Origin of the sequence: Sulfurimonas sp. SWIR-19 (genome assembly GCF_020410885.1) — a bacterium.
GTDB classification, from domain to species: Bacteria; Campylobacterota; Campylobacteria; order Campylobacterales; family Sulfurimonadaceae; genus Sulfurimonas; species Sulfurimonas sediminis.
Genome location: NZ_CP084578.1, coordinates 1 through 18,093, shown reverse-complemented (window position 1 = coordinate 18,093; position 18,093 = coordinate 1). Strand labels below are relative to the sequence as shown.

13 protein-coding genes and 1 CRISPR repeat array are annotated in these 18,093 nt (G+C 33.6%); of the genes, 4 read left to right on the top strand and 9 right to left on the bottom strand.

Going from position 1 to position 18,093, the window contains the following annotated elements; genetic code table 11:
• Positions 1–80 precede the first annotated feature (80 nt).
• Positions 81–842: direct repeats of the CRISPR family, unit length 36 nt; unit sequence ATTGTATCACACGCAAGTTTGTAGGGGTATTAAAAC.
• A 165-nt stretch (positions 843–1,007) separates the two neighbouring features.
• Genes cas2 through LCX93_RS00050 form a run of 4 tightly spaced genes read right to left on the bottom strand, consistent with a single transcriptional unit; the run spans position 1,008 to position 6,694 of the window.
• Positions 1,008–1,340: a CRISPR-associated endonuclease Cas2 gene (gene cas2, locus LCX93_RS00065; RefSeq protein ID WP_193150798.1), complete on the bottom strand. Its 333-nt coding sequence runs from the start codon at positions 1,338–1,340 to the stop codon at positions 1,008–1,010.
• Positions 1,327–2,262 (bottom strand): type II CRISPR-associated endonuclease Cas1, encoded by a 936-nt coding sequence (gene cas1, locus LCX93_RS00060; RefSeq protein ID WP_226066816.1) that lies wholly within the window; start codon positions 2,260–2,262, stop codon positions 1,327–1,329. The genes cas2 and cas1 overlap by 14 nt, the downstream gene beginning before the upstream one ends.
• Positions 2,262–5,624, bottom strand: a complete 3,363-nt coding sequence (gene cas9, locus LCX93_RS00055; RefSeq protein WP_226066814.1) for a type II CRISPR RNA-guided endonuclease Cas9 — start codon at positions 5,622–5,624, stop codon at positions 2,262–2,264. The genes cas1 and cas9 overlap by 1 nt, the downstream gene beginning before the upstream one ends.
• A gap of 47 nt (positions 5,625–5,671) precedes the next feature.
• On the bottom strand, positions 5,672–6,694 hold the full coding sequence (locus tag LCX93_RS00050; protein ID WP_226066805.1) for a ribonucleotide-diphosphate reductase subunit beta: 1,023 nt from the start codon (positions 6,692–6,694) through the stop codon (positions 5,672–5,674).
• A gap of 75 nt (positions 6,695–6,769) precedes the next feature.
• On the opposite strand from LCX93_RS00050, the gene LCX93_RS00045 reads away from it, so the two are divergent.
• Positions 6,770–7,738 carry a hydrolase gene (locus LCX93_RS00045; RefSeq protein ID WP_226066803.1) on the top strand — a complete coding sequence of 323 codons (969 nt, stop codon included), beginning with the start codon at positions 6,770–6,772 and terminating at the stop codon, positions 7,736–7,738.
• On the opposite strand, the gene typA is transcribed toward LCX93_RS00045, so the two are convergent.
• Positions 7,723–9,525 carry a translational GTPase TypA gene (gene typA / locus LCX93_RS00040; protein ID WP_226066801.1) on the bottom strand — a complete coding sequence of 601 codons (1,803 nt, stop codon included), beginning with the start codon at positions 9,523–9,525 and terminating at the stop codon, positions 7,723–7,725. The genes LCX93_RS00045 and typA overlap by 16 nt on opposite strands.
• A gap of 128 nt (positions 9,526–9,653) precedes the next feature.
• On the opposite strand from typA, the gene LCX93_RS00035 reads away from it, so the two are divergent.
• On the top strand, positions 9,654–10,892 hold the full coding sequence (locus LCX93_RS00035) for a CCA tRNA nucleotidyltransferase (protein ID WP_226066782.1): 1,239 nt from the start codon (positions 9,654–9,656) through the stop codon (positions 10,890–10,892).
• Between the two features lie 10 nt (positions 10,893–10,902).
• Here the strand turns inward: LCX93_RS00035 and LCX93_RS00030 are convergent, their stop codons facing one another.
• Positions 10,903–12,297 carry a bifunctional diguanylate cyclase/phosphodiesterase gene (locus LCX93_RS00030; RefSeq protein ID WP_226066780.1) on the bottom strand — a complete coding sequence of 465 codons (1,395 nt, stop codon included), beginning with the start codon at positions 12,295–12,297 and terminating at the stop codon, positions 10,903–10,905.
• Positions 12,298–14,616 carry a DNA topoisomerase (ATP-hydrolyzing) subunit B gene (gene gyrB, locus LCX93_RS00025; protein WP_226066778.1) on the bottom strand — a complete coding sequence of 773 codons (2,319 nt, stop codon included), beginning with the start codon at positions 14,614–14,616 and terminating at the stop codon, positions 12,298–12,300.
• A gap of 143 nt (positions 14,617–14,759) precedes the next feature.
• Here gyrB and LCX93_RS00020 point away from each other — a divergent pair, with 143 nt between their 5' ends.
• Both LCX93_RS00020 and LCX93_RS00015 read left to right on the top strand, forming a co-directional pair.
• Complete coding sequence (locus tag LCX93_RS00020; protein WP_226065952.1) at positions 14,760–14,936, top strand: helix-turn-helix domain-containing protein; 177 nt, start codon at positions 14,760–14,762, stop codon at positions 14,934–14,936.
• Between the two features lie 64 nt (positions 14,937–15,000).
• A complete protein-coding gene (locus tag LCX93_RS00015) occupies positions 15,001–15,384 on the top strand; it encodes an IS1 family transposase (protein ID WP_226067512.1) in 384 nt (127 codons plus the stop codon).
• 47 nt (positions 15,385–15,431) lie between these two features.
• On the opposite strand, the gene dnaN is transcribed toward LCX93_RS00015, so the two are convergent.
• Together dnaN and dnaA are read right to left on the bottom strand one after the other, a co-directional pair.
• Entirely contained in the window at positions 15,432–16,499 is a 1,068-nt protein-coding gene (dnaN, locus tag LCX93_RS00010) for a DNA polymerase III subunit beta (protein WP_226066776.1), read from the bottom strand.
• 182 nt (positions 16,500–16,681) lie between these two features.
• On the bottom strand, positions 16,682–17,989 hold the full coding sequence (gene dnaA / locus LCX93_RS00005; RefSeq protein WP_226066774.1) for a chromosomal replication initiator protein DnaA: 1,308 nt from the start codon (positions 17,987–17,989) through the stop codon (positions 16,682–16,684).
• Between the last annotated feature and the right edge of the window lie 104 nt (positions 17,990–18,093).

The window sequence follows — 18,093 nt, the reverse complement described above, 5'->3', positions numbered from 1 at the left end:
CTTCTTTTTAGCAATATACTTAACATCTAAAATTTTATAGCTTTTTGTTGTGATTTTATCATAAAAGCAATTATAACATATTTGTATCACACGCAAGTTTGTAGGGGTATTAAAACTGCGTGAAATAGAAGCAGAAGAAACATCTAATTGTATCACACGCAAGTTTGTAGGGGTATTAAAACTAGCTTTTAGTGCTAATAAATTAAAACTTTATTGTATCACACGCAAGTTTGTAGGGGTATTAAAACTCAAACTTCGTATCTCAGCTATGAGTTCAGATTGTATCACACGCAAGTTTGTAGGGGTATTAAAACCATCTACTATCTCAGCGTCTATCGCTTCATATTGTATCACACGCAAGTTTGTAGGGGTATTAAAACGTTGACTTAAGTATATCGCTTACGCTGAATATTGTATCACACGCAAGTTTGTAGGGGTATTAAAACAACAGGCACTGTATGCACCTGGCACAACTGATTGTATCACACGCAAGTTTGTAGGGGTATTAAAACGTGCTACTTGTTGTTGTTCATCAATCATAGATTGTATCACACGCAAGTTTGTAGGGGTATTAAAACCATAAAAAATTGTAACGTCTTCAGCTTCAGATTGTATCACACGCAAGTTTGTAGGGGTATTAAAACTTTGTTTCTCCTGCTGGTGTCAATATCCACATTGTATCACACGCAAGTTTGTAGGGGTATTAAAACGTATCATAGGAGTAAGCGAAGCAAAAACTTATTGTATCACACGCAAGTTTGTAGGGGTATTAAAACTCTGAAATAAGAGCCACCACCTTTTTTTACATTGTATCACACGCAAGTTTGTAGGGGTATTAAAACCGATAAATATTTATAAAAAGTTGCATTTTTTACACATTTTTTGCGTTTTTTGATAATTTTAGATACAATATTTCTGTTGTATGACACACAAGTTTAATAGGGGTATTAAACTAAGGCTACCAAATGGTAGCTGACTTTAGAGCATAGCTTCGGCTATGCTCCATTTTAAAAGAGTAGCAATTGCTTTGGCTCATTCTTTTCTTCAATACTTTCCTCACCAATAATTATCTCCATACTTGAGAACTGTTTATCTGTAAACATCAGTATGCGTATGTTTCCATGCTTTATGTTTCTATCTATAAAATCTTTTATACGTTTTTTTCCATACTTTGCAGAGTCAGAAGAAGCAAAAATCTTTCCATATACAGAATATTGCAACATCATATATCCCTCTTTTTCCAACTCTTTGTGAAACCAATGGTACCGTTTTTTATCTTTTTTACTTTTTGTCGGAAGATCAAACATTATCATTAGCCACATAACTCTAAAAGAACTCATTGTAAAATTTCTCTGTATTGATTCTTGGAAAAATAAGTGTTTCTGCACTTTGCATCATCATAGATTTCTTATACTCTCGTACAAACAAGCCAATGGCTGTTATCACAGTCGAAACACCATCATTTATAATTAAATACTCTTTGTTTAAAATAGCAATCAAATCTCGTTTAATGTTTGTGCTAAGATTATTGGCAGCATGATATTTTTTGTTGAGTAACAATTTAACATATAAATCACATACAGGACGAAAGGGTTCCATCAAATCATCCACTAAAGCAAAGGCGTTATACTTATTTTTATGCCAAATACCAAAAACCGGTAGCATGCCACTCACACTTACATCTCTTGCAATACAAGCACGTATTATTGCATAAACATAATTTAGCATCACATTAACAATATCTTCACTACCTTGTTCACGTCTAAAAGTCTGCATATTAAAAAGTGATTTCCAATAGAGTCTTGCAGCCTGTGCTTCATCTTGATTTGCATCATACAAGGTTACTTTTTTTGCAAACTCTTGCAATTCATTAGCAGTGTCTAAAGACATAAAAGCAAGAACTTCTGCTTGATTTTTCACTTTTGATATGATGATATTTTGCCAAGATTTACTTTTAAATGTAACATCTAAAGACACTTGAGCATGTGCTATTTCGCTCATCGTTGAGTGTTGATGATATGGTGTAAGAATAGCACAAGGATGATATACTTCATCTATAAACAGTGTCGCAATATTTGCCTGTGCTAAAAGTTGTAAGGTTGCCCCAGTTATAGAGAACTGTGTATTATCAAAAAGAAGAAAATCTATATCACGCAGTGTAACTTTTACTTCACTTGCGTCATCATAAAAATAGAGATGTATATTAGCATTTTGAATTTTTATCTTACATGGTCGCGTGAGATGTAAAACTTTAAAACCCATTATTGACTCACTATACTCTTTATCTCGTTCAAAATTTCACTCTCAGCATTACCTAAAATCTGATATGATTTTATATTCCCCAATATATCAAGATTCAATTTTATAATTCCTCTAGCAGAACCAATACTCTGTTGTTTTGCTCCTGAATGTTTCCCTTTTTCAATTTTACAAAATGAAGATGGTTGATATTCACTTGCAGTTGGAAATCTTGGATTTAAAAATGCACATAATTTACTACCTGAAGACTTTTTAATATAACTGACTATTCGACCACCTCTAAAGATTCCATTATTATAAACAAAGAAAACAACATCATTTTTATACGCCTTAAAACTTCCGTCATTACTTTTTTGTATTTTTTCTAAATTTGCTACATCAATACGATTATATTCTAACTTTTCACCCTTTTTGTAGGCTCTGAAACCTATAAAAGTTTTTTCCTTTGTTGCTAGCCCGCCACGGACATTAAAACCGGTAAGATTTGTCTGATAAAACTTCACTTTACGAATAATATTTCCATTATTGTCCACTAAAGCTTTATGTATAAGTAGCTCAAGTTTTGTTTTTGCTTCACTCATCTGCTCTTTATTTTTAACATCCAAAAATTCAAAATTCCAAAGTAACTCTTTAATTTCTTCAGCTCTTTGTTCTACAATCTTACAAATAATATCATGTGAATTTGTTTTAAAACTATACATCTTTTGTAATATATCTTTATGAAATTTTTTAATAAACTCTTCTGGTGATGTCATTGGTGTGACTTTAAGCCCTATAAATTTTGCAATAATATTTTCTCTGACGGTATAAATACCATCATCTTTTTTTGCATAAATAGTATCTTTATGTACTTTTGAACTCATTGGTTTTTTTGAAACCCAAAAATTAACTGTTTTTACTTTTCCCCAAATATCCTTGTAAAAGATAGAATCCTCTCCAAAACTGTTATATTGCGATTCTATCTCCTTCACCAAATCTTTTATTTCTAAACCATCCATATAGGGCAGTACTTTTTTGATGTTTTTACGTGCTTCATCATTAATACGTCCAAAATTTTCTCTAAAAGTATTTGAGAGTTTTTGTAACCAAGAATGATTTGTTACTCCAATTAAAATAGCATCTATTGCATGATGTATGTTTGTCTCTCTATTTTTTGTCTTTACACCCAATACTTTGCGAATATTTGAAGTTGCTCTCCCTTGTAAATGTCTTACAGCAGAGCCATCTTTTAATTTTTTTACATCTTGAAAGGGATAATAACGCTTCAAAACTTGTGCCGTCAAAGCTTCAATATAGCTTGTTGCTCGTAGAGATTTCGATTCAAATGTATCTTTATATATCTCATCAAGATTGTTGGCTAAAAGATTCTTTCTTTTTTTCCAATTAATTTTATGTTCATGAAAAAGATGCTCTACTCTGTTTTTATATGTTTCTTTATCTGCTACATAATTCATTGGCAGTTGATTGGATTTTTGAAGATTTTCATCACGATGTACTAATACAAAATTATGTTTGACACTAAGCCCACCCAAACTTTGCGGAACTATATGATCAATATCTACACTGTTAGAAAAAATATCTGTTATTCCTATGCTTTTGCCACTGTAAATATCGAATCGCTCTTGCTCTTCCCACATCAATATTTTACGGGCATATTTATGAAGATTTTTTCCGTAGCTTTGCGCTATCTTTTGATACTCGGTATTTTCTACTATCTGTTGTATCTCTTTTTCAAATGCTCTGTTGGCTTTTTCTATCTCTTTTTTAGCCTTTTCATTCAAACTCAATTCTCTTGTGCTTTCTACTTTTATCTCATCGAAAGCTCCATATTTTGAATGAAGATATTTGACAACACGTAAAGCTGCACTAACAGCATATTTGACAGGATGATTATTTATTTCTAAATCATCATCTTTTTCATAACTTGTGATATGAAGATATTTTATTCCTTTTTTATACTCAGCATAATCTTCTTGCCTTTGGAGTCCAAGCTTTTGCTTAATCTCATCTAATGTCAACCCTTCTTCAAAATAAGGAAGCAATTGCAACATAGCAAAAGAAGAAATATTTAAAGAATTTCCTTTTTTATTACGAATCAGCTCAATAATTACCTGTTCATTACTAATTTTATTTTTTAGTTGCTCGTAAATTAACTTAGGAGATTTTTCATAATGCAGTACATCAAATATCTCACGCATCAGCGCATAACTCTCATCGCTGGAAAAAATATCTTTCACAAAACTTTTATCTATTTTAGAGAGAGTATCTACAAAATGAAATTTTACTATACTGTTTTCATGCGTTTTTCCTCTACTTAGATAGCTGTCATCTTTATTAAAAATTTTTACATTATCATCTAATTTTAAAATCTTACGAATATCTTTGTATTTAATATCTTTGACACTCTTTGCATTTTTCACTTTATCTAAAAAATCTTGGGCAACAAGAGCAATCTGTTCTTTGGTAATTTTTATCTTTTCTTTGTTAAATGTAATGTTTGCAACAGCTTGATACATCTTAAAAATATCACTTAGTAAAGAATACTGATGTGCTACATAATATTCTGAATAGTATTCACATTTTCCAAACAACGACAGGTCATTTGTTGATTCTTTTTGGTCATCTATTACAGCTACAACATCATTTGCAAAAGCACCACTATCCAAATTATCAAACGCATCAAACCCATCCTGAACTTTAATAATTTTTCTTATTTCATCATTTATATACTCACGGCGTATCATATAATTATAATTGTCGTGATTGCGAAATATAGGATTCTCTTTTTTGTTTTCTAACTCATAAATAATTTGCGCTACTGTTTTTTGTGAATATTTCTCACGCAGTGCTTCAATATTTTTTAGTGCCTGTTTTATTTGCCCTCGCTCATCATCTTTTTTTGATTTGCTAGCCTCTGTTTCTATGCCTAAAGAGTCACATAACTCTTCAAGTAAATCCCCGCTGTCAAGTGATTTATACCCTCGATGTTTTGCTATATGATATAAAATAGTAAAAATTTCACCAATACTCAACTTTTTTTCAAATACTGTTTTTCCACGGAGTTCCCATTTATTTTTATAAATATTATTTTTTTCTTGTTCCAATAATTCTTGTCTGTTTCCAAGATTATATTTTTCAAAAAGAGAAGCTAACTTTTGTTTTCGTTGTTTCCTAAGTTTATGGAGTTTTTTTGCACTCAGTGCTTGAGAATGCAGAAGTTTTTTTGAATTGCCATCTTTATCAGTTGGTTTATCAAACATGCTAACCCCATAATCTACAAGAGAATATTTATCTGTTTCATGTTCTTGTATAACTGAGTAACCAACAGATGTAATTCCTAAATCAAGAGAGAGTATTTGTTTCATTTTTTATGTCCATTTAAAGTGAATGGACATATTTTATCATAATTTAACTAGAAGTCATCATCAAACGAAAGGCTGCCTTTTGAGTAGTTTGTTACAGTGCCTTCAAAGAAGTTTGTTTTCTGGTCATTGAATTTTGCAAAGTCATCTACCCATTTAATAGGGTTGGAGACATTGTACAGCTTGTCAAAACCGACAGAGTTTAATCTGTCATCGGCAAGATACTGAATATACTGCTCAACAATCCCATCTGTCAAACCTAAAATCTGTCCCTGTGTGATATATTTGCCCCACTCGGTCTCAAGCTTGACAGCCTCTTTAAACATCTCTATAACATCTGCTCTGAGGGCATCGGTAAAAAGGTCCGGTCGCTCTTTTCTGAGTGTGTTAATAAGGTTTTGAAAAAGTACCAGGTGTGTTACTTCATCCCGCTGAATGAAACGAATCATCTGTGCCGAACCGAGCATTTTTCCCGAACGTGCCAGTGTATAGATGTAGGTAAAACCACTGTAAAAATAGATGCCTTCAAGTATCTGATTTGCAAAACATGCTTTGACAAAATTTGTATCTGTCGGATTTTTTGCCAGTTCCTGATAGACTGCGGCAATCGTATCATTTTTGTGTTTAAGCATCATATCTCTGCGCCACAGATCATAAATTTCATCCGAGTTTGTAGAGATGCTGTCAACCATCACCGCATAACTTTGTGAATGCAGAGCCTCTTCAAAAGACTGACGCACCAAAATAAGATTTATCTCAGGGGCAGTCACATAAGGATTTACATTATCTATTAAATTGTTTGTCTGCAGAGAATCCATAAAAATAAGCTGAGAAAGTGCTTTGTCATAGGCTGTTTTTTCCGCATCAGTGAGTTGTTTGTAATCATTGACATCCCGTGTCATATCAACTTCTTTTGGAAACCATGTGTTGTTGAGCATCATCTCCCACAGATTATATGCCCATTGGTATTTAATGTTGTTGAGTTCAAAAATACCTGTCGGATTTCCGCCAAAGACTTTTCTGTCATTAACATTTTCAGTTGAGTCAGGGTTATATATCTGTTTTCTGTTCATGGAATTCCCTTGTAAGTGATTATTTAAGTGTATGATTATATCCATCTGTAGATAAATTTTTGATAAGATATGGGAATGAATTTCAAACCATCTTTTTTATTAAAAAACAGACACTTGCAAACACTCTATGCCAGCCTCTTTCGAAAGGTTCTTGTCAAAAATTTTGAGATAGAAACATTCACTCTCAGTGACGGAGATTTTCTCGAATGTTACTGGAAAAAGATTGATAATCATACAAAAACGACTCCTGTTGTCATACTCTTTCACGGATTGGCAGGTTCTTATAAATCTCCCTATATTCAAGGAACAGTAAAAGAACTCAAAGAAGCGGGATTCAGCAGTGTGGTTATGCATTTTAGAGGCTGTTCGGGTAAACAAAATCTCAAACCAAGATCATATCACAGTGGTGATACGCAAGATGCTTTTGAATTTATACAGGCTGTTTCAAAAAGATATCCCCGGGCAAAGATATTTTCGGTCGGATTTTCACTCGGTGCAAATATGCTCCTGAAACTTTTAGGAGAAAAACACTCTACATGTAAACTTACTGCCGCCGTTGCTGTATCTGCACCGATGCTTTTAGACAAATGTGCTACACACATAAATAAAGGCTTTGCAAAATTTTATCAAAAAATTTTATTAAAAGATTTAAAAAGAGACTTAGAAAAAAAATATGAATCATTTAATATGGAGCAGATTATTTCTTTGCAGCGAAATGAGATAAAAAAATTAAAAAATTTTTGGGAATTTGACAATGCCTACACAGCACCTGTTCACGGATTTTGCTCTGCACGGGAGTATTATAAAAAATCAAGTTGTAGACAGTATTTAAAAGAGATTAAGATTCCCACCCTTATCATTCATGCAAAAGATGATCCTTTTATGCCCGCCACTGTACTTCCGACAAAAGATGAAATATCACAATCTGTTCATTTGGAAATTAGTGAACATGGAGGCCATGTCGGATTTGTATCAGGAAGTATTTTCCATCCGGAGTACTGGATGGAAAAAAAAGTTGTAAAGTTTTTTTATTTACGCGCGTGACGTTTTCTTTCACTCTCTGTAAGGTATTTCTTACGGATACGAATATTTTTAGGTGTTACTTCAAGAAGTTCATCATCTTCTATCCACTCTAAAGCACGTTCCAGTGACATATCACGTGGCGGTACAAGTTTAATCGCTTCATCAGCACCGCTTGAACGGACATTTGACTGTGCTTTTCCCTTAATAGGGTTTACAACTAAGTCATTTGAACGTGAATGTTCGCCGATAATCATACCCTCATATACTTCAGTCTGTACACCGATAAAAAGAACACCACGGTCTTGAATACCAAAAAGTGAAAAAGCAAGTGTTGAACCGGATGTCATAGAAACAAGTGCACCGTATGAGCGTGATTCAACTTCCCCTGAGAACGGACGGAATTCCAGGAAAGAGTGATTCATTACACCCTCACCTTTTGTATCTGTCAAAAACTGTCCGCGAAAGCCGATTAATGCACGAGCCGGAATTTCAAACTCAATTCTCTGAAAACCCTGCCCCATCGGAAGCATTGATTTCATTTCTGCTTTTCTTTTTCCTAAACGCTCAATTACCGTACCGCTTAAATCTTCAGGAACATCAATTACCAAATGCTCAAACGGTTCACATTTCACACCGTTAATCTCTTTTGTAATGACCTCCGGACGTGAAATTGAAAATTCAAAGTTTTCACGACGCATATTTTCAGCAAGTACCGTGATTTGTAACTCACCGCGACCGGAAACTTTAAATTTACCTTCACCAACAACCTCAAGACGCATAGCAACATTGGTATTCATTTCAAATTCAAGTCTTTCACGAAGCTTGTTTGATGTTACGTGTTTCCCCTCTTTACCTGCCAAAGGAGAATCATTTACTGCAAATACAACTGTCAGCGTTGGCTCTTCCACATGCATAGGATCAAGTGCAACAGGATTAACAGGGTCTGCAATAGTGTCTCCCACATCAACAGTTTCCATTCCTGCAAATGCAACAATATCTCCGGCTTCCGCTTCTTCTATCTCCATACGATTTAGTCCGTGAAAACCGATAAGTTTAGAAATTTTTCCTTTTACCATTTCCCCGTCAGCTTTTGCAAGTATAACATTGTCACCTTTGTGAACGGTACCGTTAAAGATACGACTGATACCGATTTTACCGACATAGTTGTCATAATCAAGTGTAAATACCTGTGCCTGGAGAGGATTTTGTGCATCCCCTTCAGGTTCAGGAATTTTATTGATGATTGTTTCAAAAATACACTCAAAATTTCCATCAGGATCATCCATGTCTAATTTTGCCATCCCGTCACGAGCCGCTGCATAAATAATAGGAAAATCCTGCTGTTCGTCTGTTGCACCCATATCTGCAAAAAGGTCAAACATCTCATCTACAACACGTTCAGGATCAGCAGAAGGTTTGTCAATTTTATTAATAACAACAATTGGCATCTTACCGAGTGCCAACATTTTTTTCACAACAAATTTTGTTTGAGGCATAACACCTTCATAGGCATCAACAAGTACCAAAACACCATCAACCATTTTAAGAACGCGTTCAACTTCTCCACCAAAATCGGCGTGGCCCGGAGTATCTATAATATTGATTTTATAATCTTTATAACGAATAGCTGTATTTTTTGAAAGAATCGTAATACCACGCTCTTTTTCGATGTCATTACTATCCATCGCTCTTTCATCATGTTGTTCGTGAGAACCGAATGTACCGGATTGCTCCAAGAGCCCATCAACCAGTGTAGTTTTACCGTGGTCAACGTGAGCGATAACGGCAATATTTCTAATTTTTTGCATTAGGGGTTTCCTTTATTTGGAAAATTTGCTGAAGAAAATTCTGCATTTCAGACTACTTTCAGCTATTTTTCGCGAATTATACCCAAATAATTATTATATCCTTGTAAAATTAGTGATATACTTAGAGTATGATTACCTATCCAAAGAGTCTCGATACTATTTTTCACAAATTATACAGACACAATATACTCCCTGTCATTGTAGGCGGTTATATTCGCGATGCACTTTTGGGAATTCCTTCAAATGATATTGATATCGAACTCTACGGAGTCAGTTCTCTTGATAAAGTGGAAGAAATTTTGCAGGAATTTGGAAATGTGAACAGTGTAGGAAAGAGTTTTGGTGTCTGCAAGATGGACTATGAAAATTTGGATTTGGATTTTTCTCTGCCAAGAGAAGATAACAAGATTGCTTCGGGACATCAGGGTTTTGCAATCAAAATTGATAAAAATCTGGATTTTAAAACAGCTGCACTCAGAAGAGATTTTACCATCAATGCCATAGGCTATGATGTTGTCAGTAAAAAAATGTTGGATCCTTATCACGGCAGAGAAGATTTAGATAAAAAAATATTACGTTCTGTGGATAAACAAAAATTTAAAGAGGATCCTTTGCGGGTGCTTCGTGCCGTTGTCTTTGCATCCCGCTTCCATATGAAGCTTAATAAAATTCTTATGCTTACATGTAAAGAGATGATAAAAGAAAAACTTCTTGAAGAACTTCCCAAAGAAAGAGTTTTTCAAGAATTACAAAAGCTTCTTCTAAAATCAGACAAACCGTCTCTTGGATTTAATCTCCTTAAAGACTTAGGAGCATTTTCATTTTTTAAAGAACTTGCATTTCTTAACACCCAAGAGTATAAAGAAGTTTTCAATTCTTTGGACATGTTAAAACAACTGCCAATAACAAATGATAAAGAGTTTGTTATACTTGCTTTGGCTGTTATAACATCAAAGTTTTCGATCATACAGACACAGACATTTTTACAGAGAGTCACAAATGAAAAAAAATTAATTGAAAAAGTTTTACAACTCCATACAATTGATTTTAATTTAGACAATTTTAATGATTATGATATATACAAACTTGCTCAAAAAACAGATATTGCATTTTATGCACACTACTTACATGTAACGCAGAAGAAACAAAAAGATACAGAGTATCTACTCAAAAAAGCAAAAAAACTCAATGTACTTCATAAACCAATCCCTCCTCTGATCAGGGGAAAAGATTTAATTGAACTCGGTCTACAGCCATCAAAAAAGTTTTCAAAAATACTCCAATCAGTATATCAGGCACAAATCCAAAATATTTTTAACACTAAATCTGATGCTCTCATCTGGCTCAAAAAAAATCTACTTTCCTAAAATATTCATTTTATTTTACAACAGTTTCAATTTCTGAGAGATATTTTCCTTCGAGATAATCAATTTTCATCTCTTTGGCAACCGTGTAAACTTCTTCATCTTCTATGTTTTTTATCCAGGTTTTTACACCTTTTTCATGAGCCATAACAGCAAAACCATCAATTATATTTCGATTGTGAAGTAATTTATCTTTATTTGAATAATAGGTGTCAAATCGGACTACATCAATATTTAATTCTCTTAAATATAAAAAACTTGTATGTAGTGAACCTAATCTGTCTATGGCTATAAGGACACCTAAAGCTTTTAATGATTTTAATATACTATTATATCTGCTTATATAAGAATAATACTGCATTTCACTTAAAACAAACATTATTTTTTTATCAGAACATTCTTTTAAAAGTTCTTTTGTTTTTGAAAGAAACTTGTCATTTCTCAGTGATGTAGGCAAAACATTGATTGCATAAATATTTTCTCTGTATTGGCAGTTCTTTAAAATTTCTTCTAAGACCATCAAATCAAAACTCACACCGAGTCCCAGTTTGTTAATAACTTTTAAATATGTTTTTGGATGAATTATTTTTTTGTTTTGTCCTTTGAGTTTTATATAACATTCTCTAAAGACTACATTGTTTTTATTGTCATAAACTGCCTGTGACATAATAAGAAGATTTTTATTTTCAATAGCATCAATGACCAATAATTCCAATTCATTTGGATTAATACTCTCTTCTTCTTTGTATTTCATATTTTTGTTTTTATTTTGAAGATCAAAAAGATTTTCTATGAGGTAATTTAAATCTTTTGAATAACTCGTATCTGTAATGGCTCCTGATATTTTTATTTCTATATCATCCACATTCAAATCATTGGATTTTAAACATATAAGTTCTAGCAAAGTGCTGTATTTGTCTTTTGCTCCATCAAGTCCTATGATAAAATCACCTCCTTTAATGTGACCAATAGGAAAATTTTCAATCCCCTCTTTTTTTAAATACTCTGTTATCCAATCAACAACATACTTTAAAACTTTATCTCCGTTTTTTAATCCGTAAAGAGAATTTATATCATTTAAATTATCTATACTTATAAGAATCAGAGTATATTCTTTTTTCTGTTTTATCTCTTTTTGCAAAAACTGGTATAAATATTCCCTGCTGAATGTTTTTGTAACACTGTCTGTTATTTTTACATCAAATCCTTTGTATATAAGAAAAAAAATAAAGTAGATACTTACAAGTAAAAGTAAAACAGCTTCAATGTAAAATGATATTTCAAGTGTAGTATAATTGCTGATAAGTGTATGAAAAATGAAGGCAAGTATAAGAGCAAAGATAGGTAAAGCCATTCTAAGTGCAAGCTTAAAACGGTATTCCCTCTCTTTTGTTTGGGACAATAACATTTATACGTCTAAATGCTTCACATCTTTTGCATGTGTTTCGATATAGTTACGACGAGGTTCAACTTCGTCACCCATAAACAATGTAAATGCATCAGATGCAACGGCTGCATCTTCTATGGAAATTTGTAAAAGCACACGGTTTTCAGGTGTCATTGTTGTTTCCCATAACTGATCAGGATTCATTTCACCCAGACCTTTGTAGCGTTGGATATAGGCACCTTTTCTTGCATAGTCTTTAATCTCTTCAAGTACTTCTATGATGTCTTTGTCAAAATGAATATCCCATTCTGTTATTTTTTTGTAAACAAAACTTGCTTCATTAAAATGCGGAGCAGAAAAAAGATCATCATTTATCAGTAACTCTTCCATTCCTGTTTGCGTCTGGACAAAAAGATGAATTTCATTTGTTTCTTCATTGATGGTATAGGTTAAAATATTGTTATTTATTGAACTTAAAAATTTCTCTATTTCAACAAACATCTCTTTTACAGGCAGGGCAATCAGGTCAGGATTTTCAATAAAATGACGGATAAGTTTTACAAGAGCATAACGACGATTGAGAGCTTCAAGTGAAGAAGCATAATGATCAACCATTTTAAAATAGGCTATTAAATCATTATTTCCCACTCCGTCTACTTCCAAAGATTCTATACCGTTGCTGATAAGATATTCATTCATAGCGGCATCATCTTTGAAATAGATCTCTTTTTTGCCTTTTTTGTAACGATAGAGTGGTGGTTGTGCAAGGTACAAATAGCCTTTATCGATAATGTCACGAAAATACCTGAAAAAGAAAGTAAGCAGAAGTGTCTGAATATGAGAACCGTCAACATCAGCATCCGTCATGATGATGATTTTATGGTAACGGAGTTTTTCTTCTTTGTACTCTTCCCCAATTCCACAACCCATAGCCGTTATCATGTTTGTAATTTCATCTGATTTTAAAATCTTTTCAAGCCGTGCTTTTTCAACATTTAAAATCTTACCTTTAAGTGGTAAAATTGCCTGAAAAACACGGTCACGTCCCATTTTTGCAGAACCTCCTGCAGAATCCCCTTCTACCAGGTAGAGTTCACAGATACTCGCATCTTTACTTTGACAATCAGCCAACTTTCCTGGAAGCGTGCCAACACTCATAGAATCTTTTCTGCGTGTTAATTCTCTTGCTTTTTTAGCTGCTTCACGACCGCGTGCAGCCATTAGAGCTTTGCTGACAATTGCTTTGGCCTCTATAGGATTTTCTTCAAAATATTTGTTGAGAGCTTCGCCTGTTGCTTTTTGAATAAGCGGACGTACATAGGTATTTCCGAGTTTTCCTTTTGTCTGTCCTTCAAACTGAGGTTCCGGAACACGAACAGAAACAATTGTAATCAGTCCTTCTTTTACATCATCTCCGGAAATTTTGACATCTTTTTCTTTTGCGGCACCGTTTTTGGCATTATAGTTTGATATAACACGCGTAAGTCCTGCACGAAAACCTGCTTCATGTGTTCCCCCGTTTGGCGTGCGGATATTATTGACGAATGAGGCAAGTTTTTCTTCATAGGAGTCATTATACATCAGGGCAATGTCAAACTCTATATCTTCGGCTTTTCCGCTGAAACTGTAGACATTGGCAACAATTTCTTTTTTATTCATATCCGTTACATACTGGGCTATACCGCCTTCAAAATGATAGACTTCTTTTGTACCGTCTCTTTCATCATTGAATTTTATAGTGATAAAAGGATTGAGATAGGCAAGTTCTTTAAATCTTTTTGCCAGATATTCGTATTCGAAGGTTATTGTTTCTGTAAAGATGCTTGGATCTGCTGCAAATTCAATAGTTGTACCGGTTTTACGGGTTGTTCCGGTAACTTCAAGAGGTCCCTGGGGAATCCCCATTTTAAAATCCTGTTCATGGATTTTCCCGTCACGGTAGATTGTCATATGCAAATCAGAAGAGAGTGCATTTACAACAGAAACACCGACTCCGTGCAGTCCTCCGGAAACTTTGTAGGTATCTTTGTCAAATTTACCACCGGCATGCAGTACTGTTAAAACAACAGTAGCGGCACTCATATTTTCGGTAGGGTGCATCTCTGTCGGAATTCCACGACCATTGTCACTGACTTTACATGTACCGTTTTTTGTGAGTGTTACTGTTATAGTGTCACAATACCCTGCCATCGCTTCATCAATAGAGTTATCAATAACTTCATAGACCAAGTGATGCAGACCGCGATGTCCGGTATCTCCGATATACATACCGGGACGTTTACGAACAGCTTCCAAGCCTTTAAGAACTTTAATATTACTAGCGCCATATTCTTGTTGCATTTAATACTCCATTGCCATTTTTGGCATAATTAAAGACATTTTATCTAAAATAATCTTATGATAAGTTTTATAGTTGTGGGGGCACTGACTAACTAGAACAGAAATTGCTTAAAAAGATAAAATTCATAAAGAAGGATTTTATCATGGCAGTAAAAGAGAGTGAAAGAAAATACAGACCATATAAACGATTAACACAAGAGCAGATAGAACTTATATATAAACTCTTTGAAGAGAAGATGGAACAAAGGAAGATAGCAAGAGTACTAGGAGTGCACTTGCGTACAGTACAATACCATTTAAAAAAAACTCAACGAATATAAAGATCTTTATATCGACTTTGCAAACAGAATCAAATCGGCACCTGTAGTCTTTACATACATGATAATGGATGAACTGTATACATTCATAGGTAAAAAGTCAAAAAGATACTATTTATGGGCATCTATAGCTGTTACACAACATGGAAAATATTTCTATTTTTATCATCTCTCAAGATATAAAAATGCAGGAGCGCTTTTTGAGTTTAATCAACAACTCCCGTCTACAGATAAAATATACTGTGACGGTTGTTTCTCCTATGATAAGATTTATGGATCTAAAGCAAGTATGGAGAAATCCAAAATAACCAATGTGATTGAAAACCTTAATTCTCAGATAAGAGATAAAATCTCTTATCTTGTTAGAAGAACAAAAGCCCATGCCAGAAGTTATGAGTGGCTTGATAATAGACTTGCCTGGTTCTTTGTTAATAAAAATATTGGTAAATAAGGTTATTTAGTCAGTGCCGTTGTGGGGAGAGAGGAAGAACCTACAGTTTAAATAACTATAGGCATGACCACTGTAATGAAGTTTTCATCTTTTAAGATGAAAGGCAAGTTTCCTTCATTGAGTCCGATTGTAAATTCTGAAGAGTTTATAGCATTTAAAAAATCAAGTAGATATTTTGAATTGATTGCTATTGAAAAAGGTTCATCAAAGCCTGTGTTGTAACTAATTTCTGTTTTTGCTTCAATGTTGTCTTCGCTTAAACTTTCAAAACTGATGGTGTCATTGAAAAAAGTGAGTTTTACATCTGTAGATATGGTTGTAATTTGTTTGATAGAATTAATCATAATGGCTTTAGGCAAAACCAAATTGTAGTTTGTTTCTTTTGGAATGATTCTTGAATATTCAGGGAATTTTCCGTTAATGAGTTTTGTAAAAAAAGTATATTGTTCTGAATGGATGATAAGATTTGTTTCGTCATAATAGAGTTCAATATTGTCAAAAAAGAGTTTTTGGATTTCGACAATTGCTTTTCTAGGAATTATGATGGATAATTCGTTCTCACTTTGGTTGTTAAGAGTAACAACTGCCAATCTTCGTGTATCTGTGGCTGCAAAGTTAATAGAATCTTTTTTTATATCTATTAAAGCACCGTTAAGTTCAAATTTGGGATTGTTGGTATCTATGGCAGGTGTTATTTTTTTTAAAGATTCTATGAGAGTGTGTGATTCGATGGAAATTCTTGGCTTTCCTTCATAAGAAGGAAATTCCGGAAACTCATTATACGAAAAAGTAGGCAGTTTGAAATTAGAGTGTCCCTGTGATATAAGAAGAGTGTCATTTTTTACTTCCAAATTAATATCATCATCTTTTAATATTCTGACAATATCGAGAAATTTTTTACCGTTAGCGGTAATACTGCCTTCATCTTCAATTTTTAGATTATCAGTTGATACTAAAAAACCTATTTCATAATCAGTTGCCTTCAGTGTTAATTTTGAGCCGGAAACATTCATATAGACATGTGAAGTTATCTGTGATGTATCTTTTTTTTCCAAAAAAGGTGCAGCATGAATGAGTATATTTTCCAATATAGATTTTGAGACGGTAATTTTCATTTTTTAAATCCCTATATATTTATATAATTTTAGTAAGTAGTAGTAGTATGGAGTGAATATGTGACAAATCGACTCAAACACCTACAGGCTTACTTTTTGAGATGTGAATACAGCTTAAGGCTTCTTTCACATCTATTCACTTTTACAATTATATCTTTTTTTTTAATGCTTTTAAAATAAAATCAGGAGATAGATGTTATTTTGTTTGTAAGTTCATCAATTTTTACTTTAAAATCTTCATCATCTTTAAGCAGGTTGTTGATTTTCTTGATGGTATGACTGATGGCGGTATGGTCTTTCATGCCAAAATACTGGGCAAGTTGAGGCATTGTGTTTTGTGTGAGTTCCCGACAGATATATATGGCAATTCTACGGGCATACACAATATTTTTGCTTCTGCCTTTTGAACGGATTTCACTCGGTTTTATGTTGAGATCTTTGGCTACAACTTCGGTAATGGTTTCCATTGTAAGATTTGCTCTGTTCTCGTTCATCTGGTCTTTGAGTACATTTTTTGTAAAATCCAGATCAATGTCAACATGCATCAGCTGTGAATAGGCATGGAGTTTGGAAAGTATCCCCTCAATTTCTCTTACATTGCTGTCGATGACGGTTGCTATATAGTTTACTATGTCTTCGGAGAGTTTTACTTTGTTTATTTCACATTTTTTCTTGATGATGGCTATTTTTGTTTCTAATTCTGGTGGTTGTATGTCAGCCACAAGCCCCCATTCAAACCGGCTTTGCAGACGGGCTTCAAGACCTCCGATTTTTTTTGGATGTTTGTCAGCTGTGAGAATAATCTGCTTTCCGGCACCTTTTAATGCTTCAAAAGTGTGAAAAAACTCCTCCTGGATTCCCTCTTTGTTACTTAAAAACTGTATATCATCTATAAGCAGTACATCACATTTACGGTATTTTTCCTGAAAACGCTCCATTGTTTTGTTCCGTACATGTCGGATAAAATCATTTAAAAACTGTTCAACTGTTGTATATATGACAACTTTGCCTTCATTTTGAAAAACATTACCGGCTGCCTGCATAAGGTGTGTTTTTCCAAGACCGACACCACCGTAGATAAACAAAGGATTATAAACTTTTCCTGCATTTTCGCTGACACTTTTTACAGCAGCATAGGCAAACTGGTTGGAGCCTCCAACCATAAAGTTGTCAAAAGAGTGTGAAGGATTTAGCAAAGAGCTGCTTTGTTTTACTTCTACGGCTTTTTTTGTCTTTCTTTTTTCTATACTGTTTTTAAGCGTTATTTCCACATTTGCTTTGGAACCGTTTTTTACTTCAAAAAGATGAGCTATCTTTTCTCTGTATTTATTTTTAATCCAGTTGACAACCAATGCATTAGGCGCGTAAAATATAGCCAAATCAGCAGTAGATTTTTTTATATCGTAAGAGAGATGTCTTATGTATCTGTTATATTCGAGTTCGCTTATTTCATCTTTGAGTGCCTGTAATACTTCTTGACCTATATTCACATAAAACCTTGTTGTCAGACTTCTTGCAAAATTTCTTATAGTCTCAGCATTTTATAGAGAGTTTTGCAAGAAGTCTGTTATTTATATGTGAATAATACTTTTTT

Excerpts from the sequence above, each read along its gene's own strand:
- cas2 (WP_193150798.1), bottom strand. The coding sequence starts at position 1,340 with ATGAGTTCTTTTAGAGTTATGTGGCTAATGATAATGTTTGATCTTCCG.
- cas1 (WP_226066816.1), bottom strand. The coding sequence starts at position 2,262 with ATGGGTTTTAAAGTTTTACATCTCACGCGACCATGTAAGATAAAAATT.
- cas9 (WP_226066814.1), bottom strand. The coding sequence starts at position 5,624 with ATGAAACAAATACTCTCTCTTGATTTAGGAATTACATCTGTTGGTTAC.
- LCX93_RS00050 (WP_226066805.1), bottom strand. The coding sequence starts at position 6,694 with ATGAACAGAAAACAGATATATAACCCTGACTCAACTGAAAATGTTAAT.
- LCX93_RS00045 (WP_226066803.1), top strand. The coding sequence starts at position 6,770 with ATGAATTTCAAACCATCTTTTTTATTAAAAAACAGACACTTGCAAACA.
- typA (WP_226066801.1), bottom strand. The coding sequence starts at position 9,525 with ATGCAAAAAATTAGAAATATTGCCGTTATCGCTCACGTTGACCACGGT.
- LCX93_RS00035 (WP_226066782.1), top strand. The coding sequence starts at position 9,654 with ATGATTACCTATCCAAAGAGTCTCGATACTATTTTTCACAAATTATAC.
- LCX93_RS00030 (WP_226066780.1), bottom strand. The coding sequence starts at position 12,297 with ATGTTATTGTCCCAAACAAAAGAGAGGGAATACCGTTTTAAGCTTGCA.
- gyrB (WP_226066778.1), bottom strand. The coding sequence starts at position 14,616 with ATGCAACAAGAATATGGCGCTAGTAATATTAAAGTTCTTAAAGGCTTG.
- LCX93_RS00020 (WP_226065952.1), top strand. The coding sequence starts at position 14,760 with ATGGCAGTAAAAGAGAGTGAAAGAAAATACAGACCATATAAACGATTA.
- LCX93_RS00015 (WP_226067512.1), top strand. The coding sequence starts at position 15,001 with ATGGATGAACTGTATACATTCATAGGTAAAAAGTCAAAAAGATACTAT.
- dnaN (WP_226066776.1), bottom strand. The coding sequence starts at position 16,499 with ATGAAAATTACCGTCTCAAAATCTATATTGGAAAATATACTCATTCAT.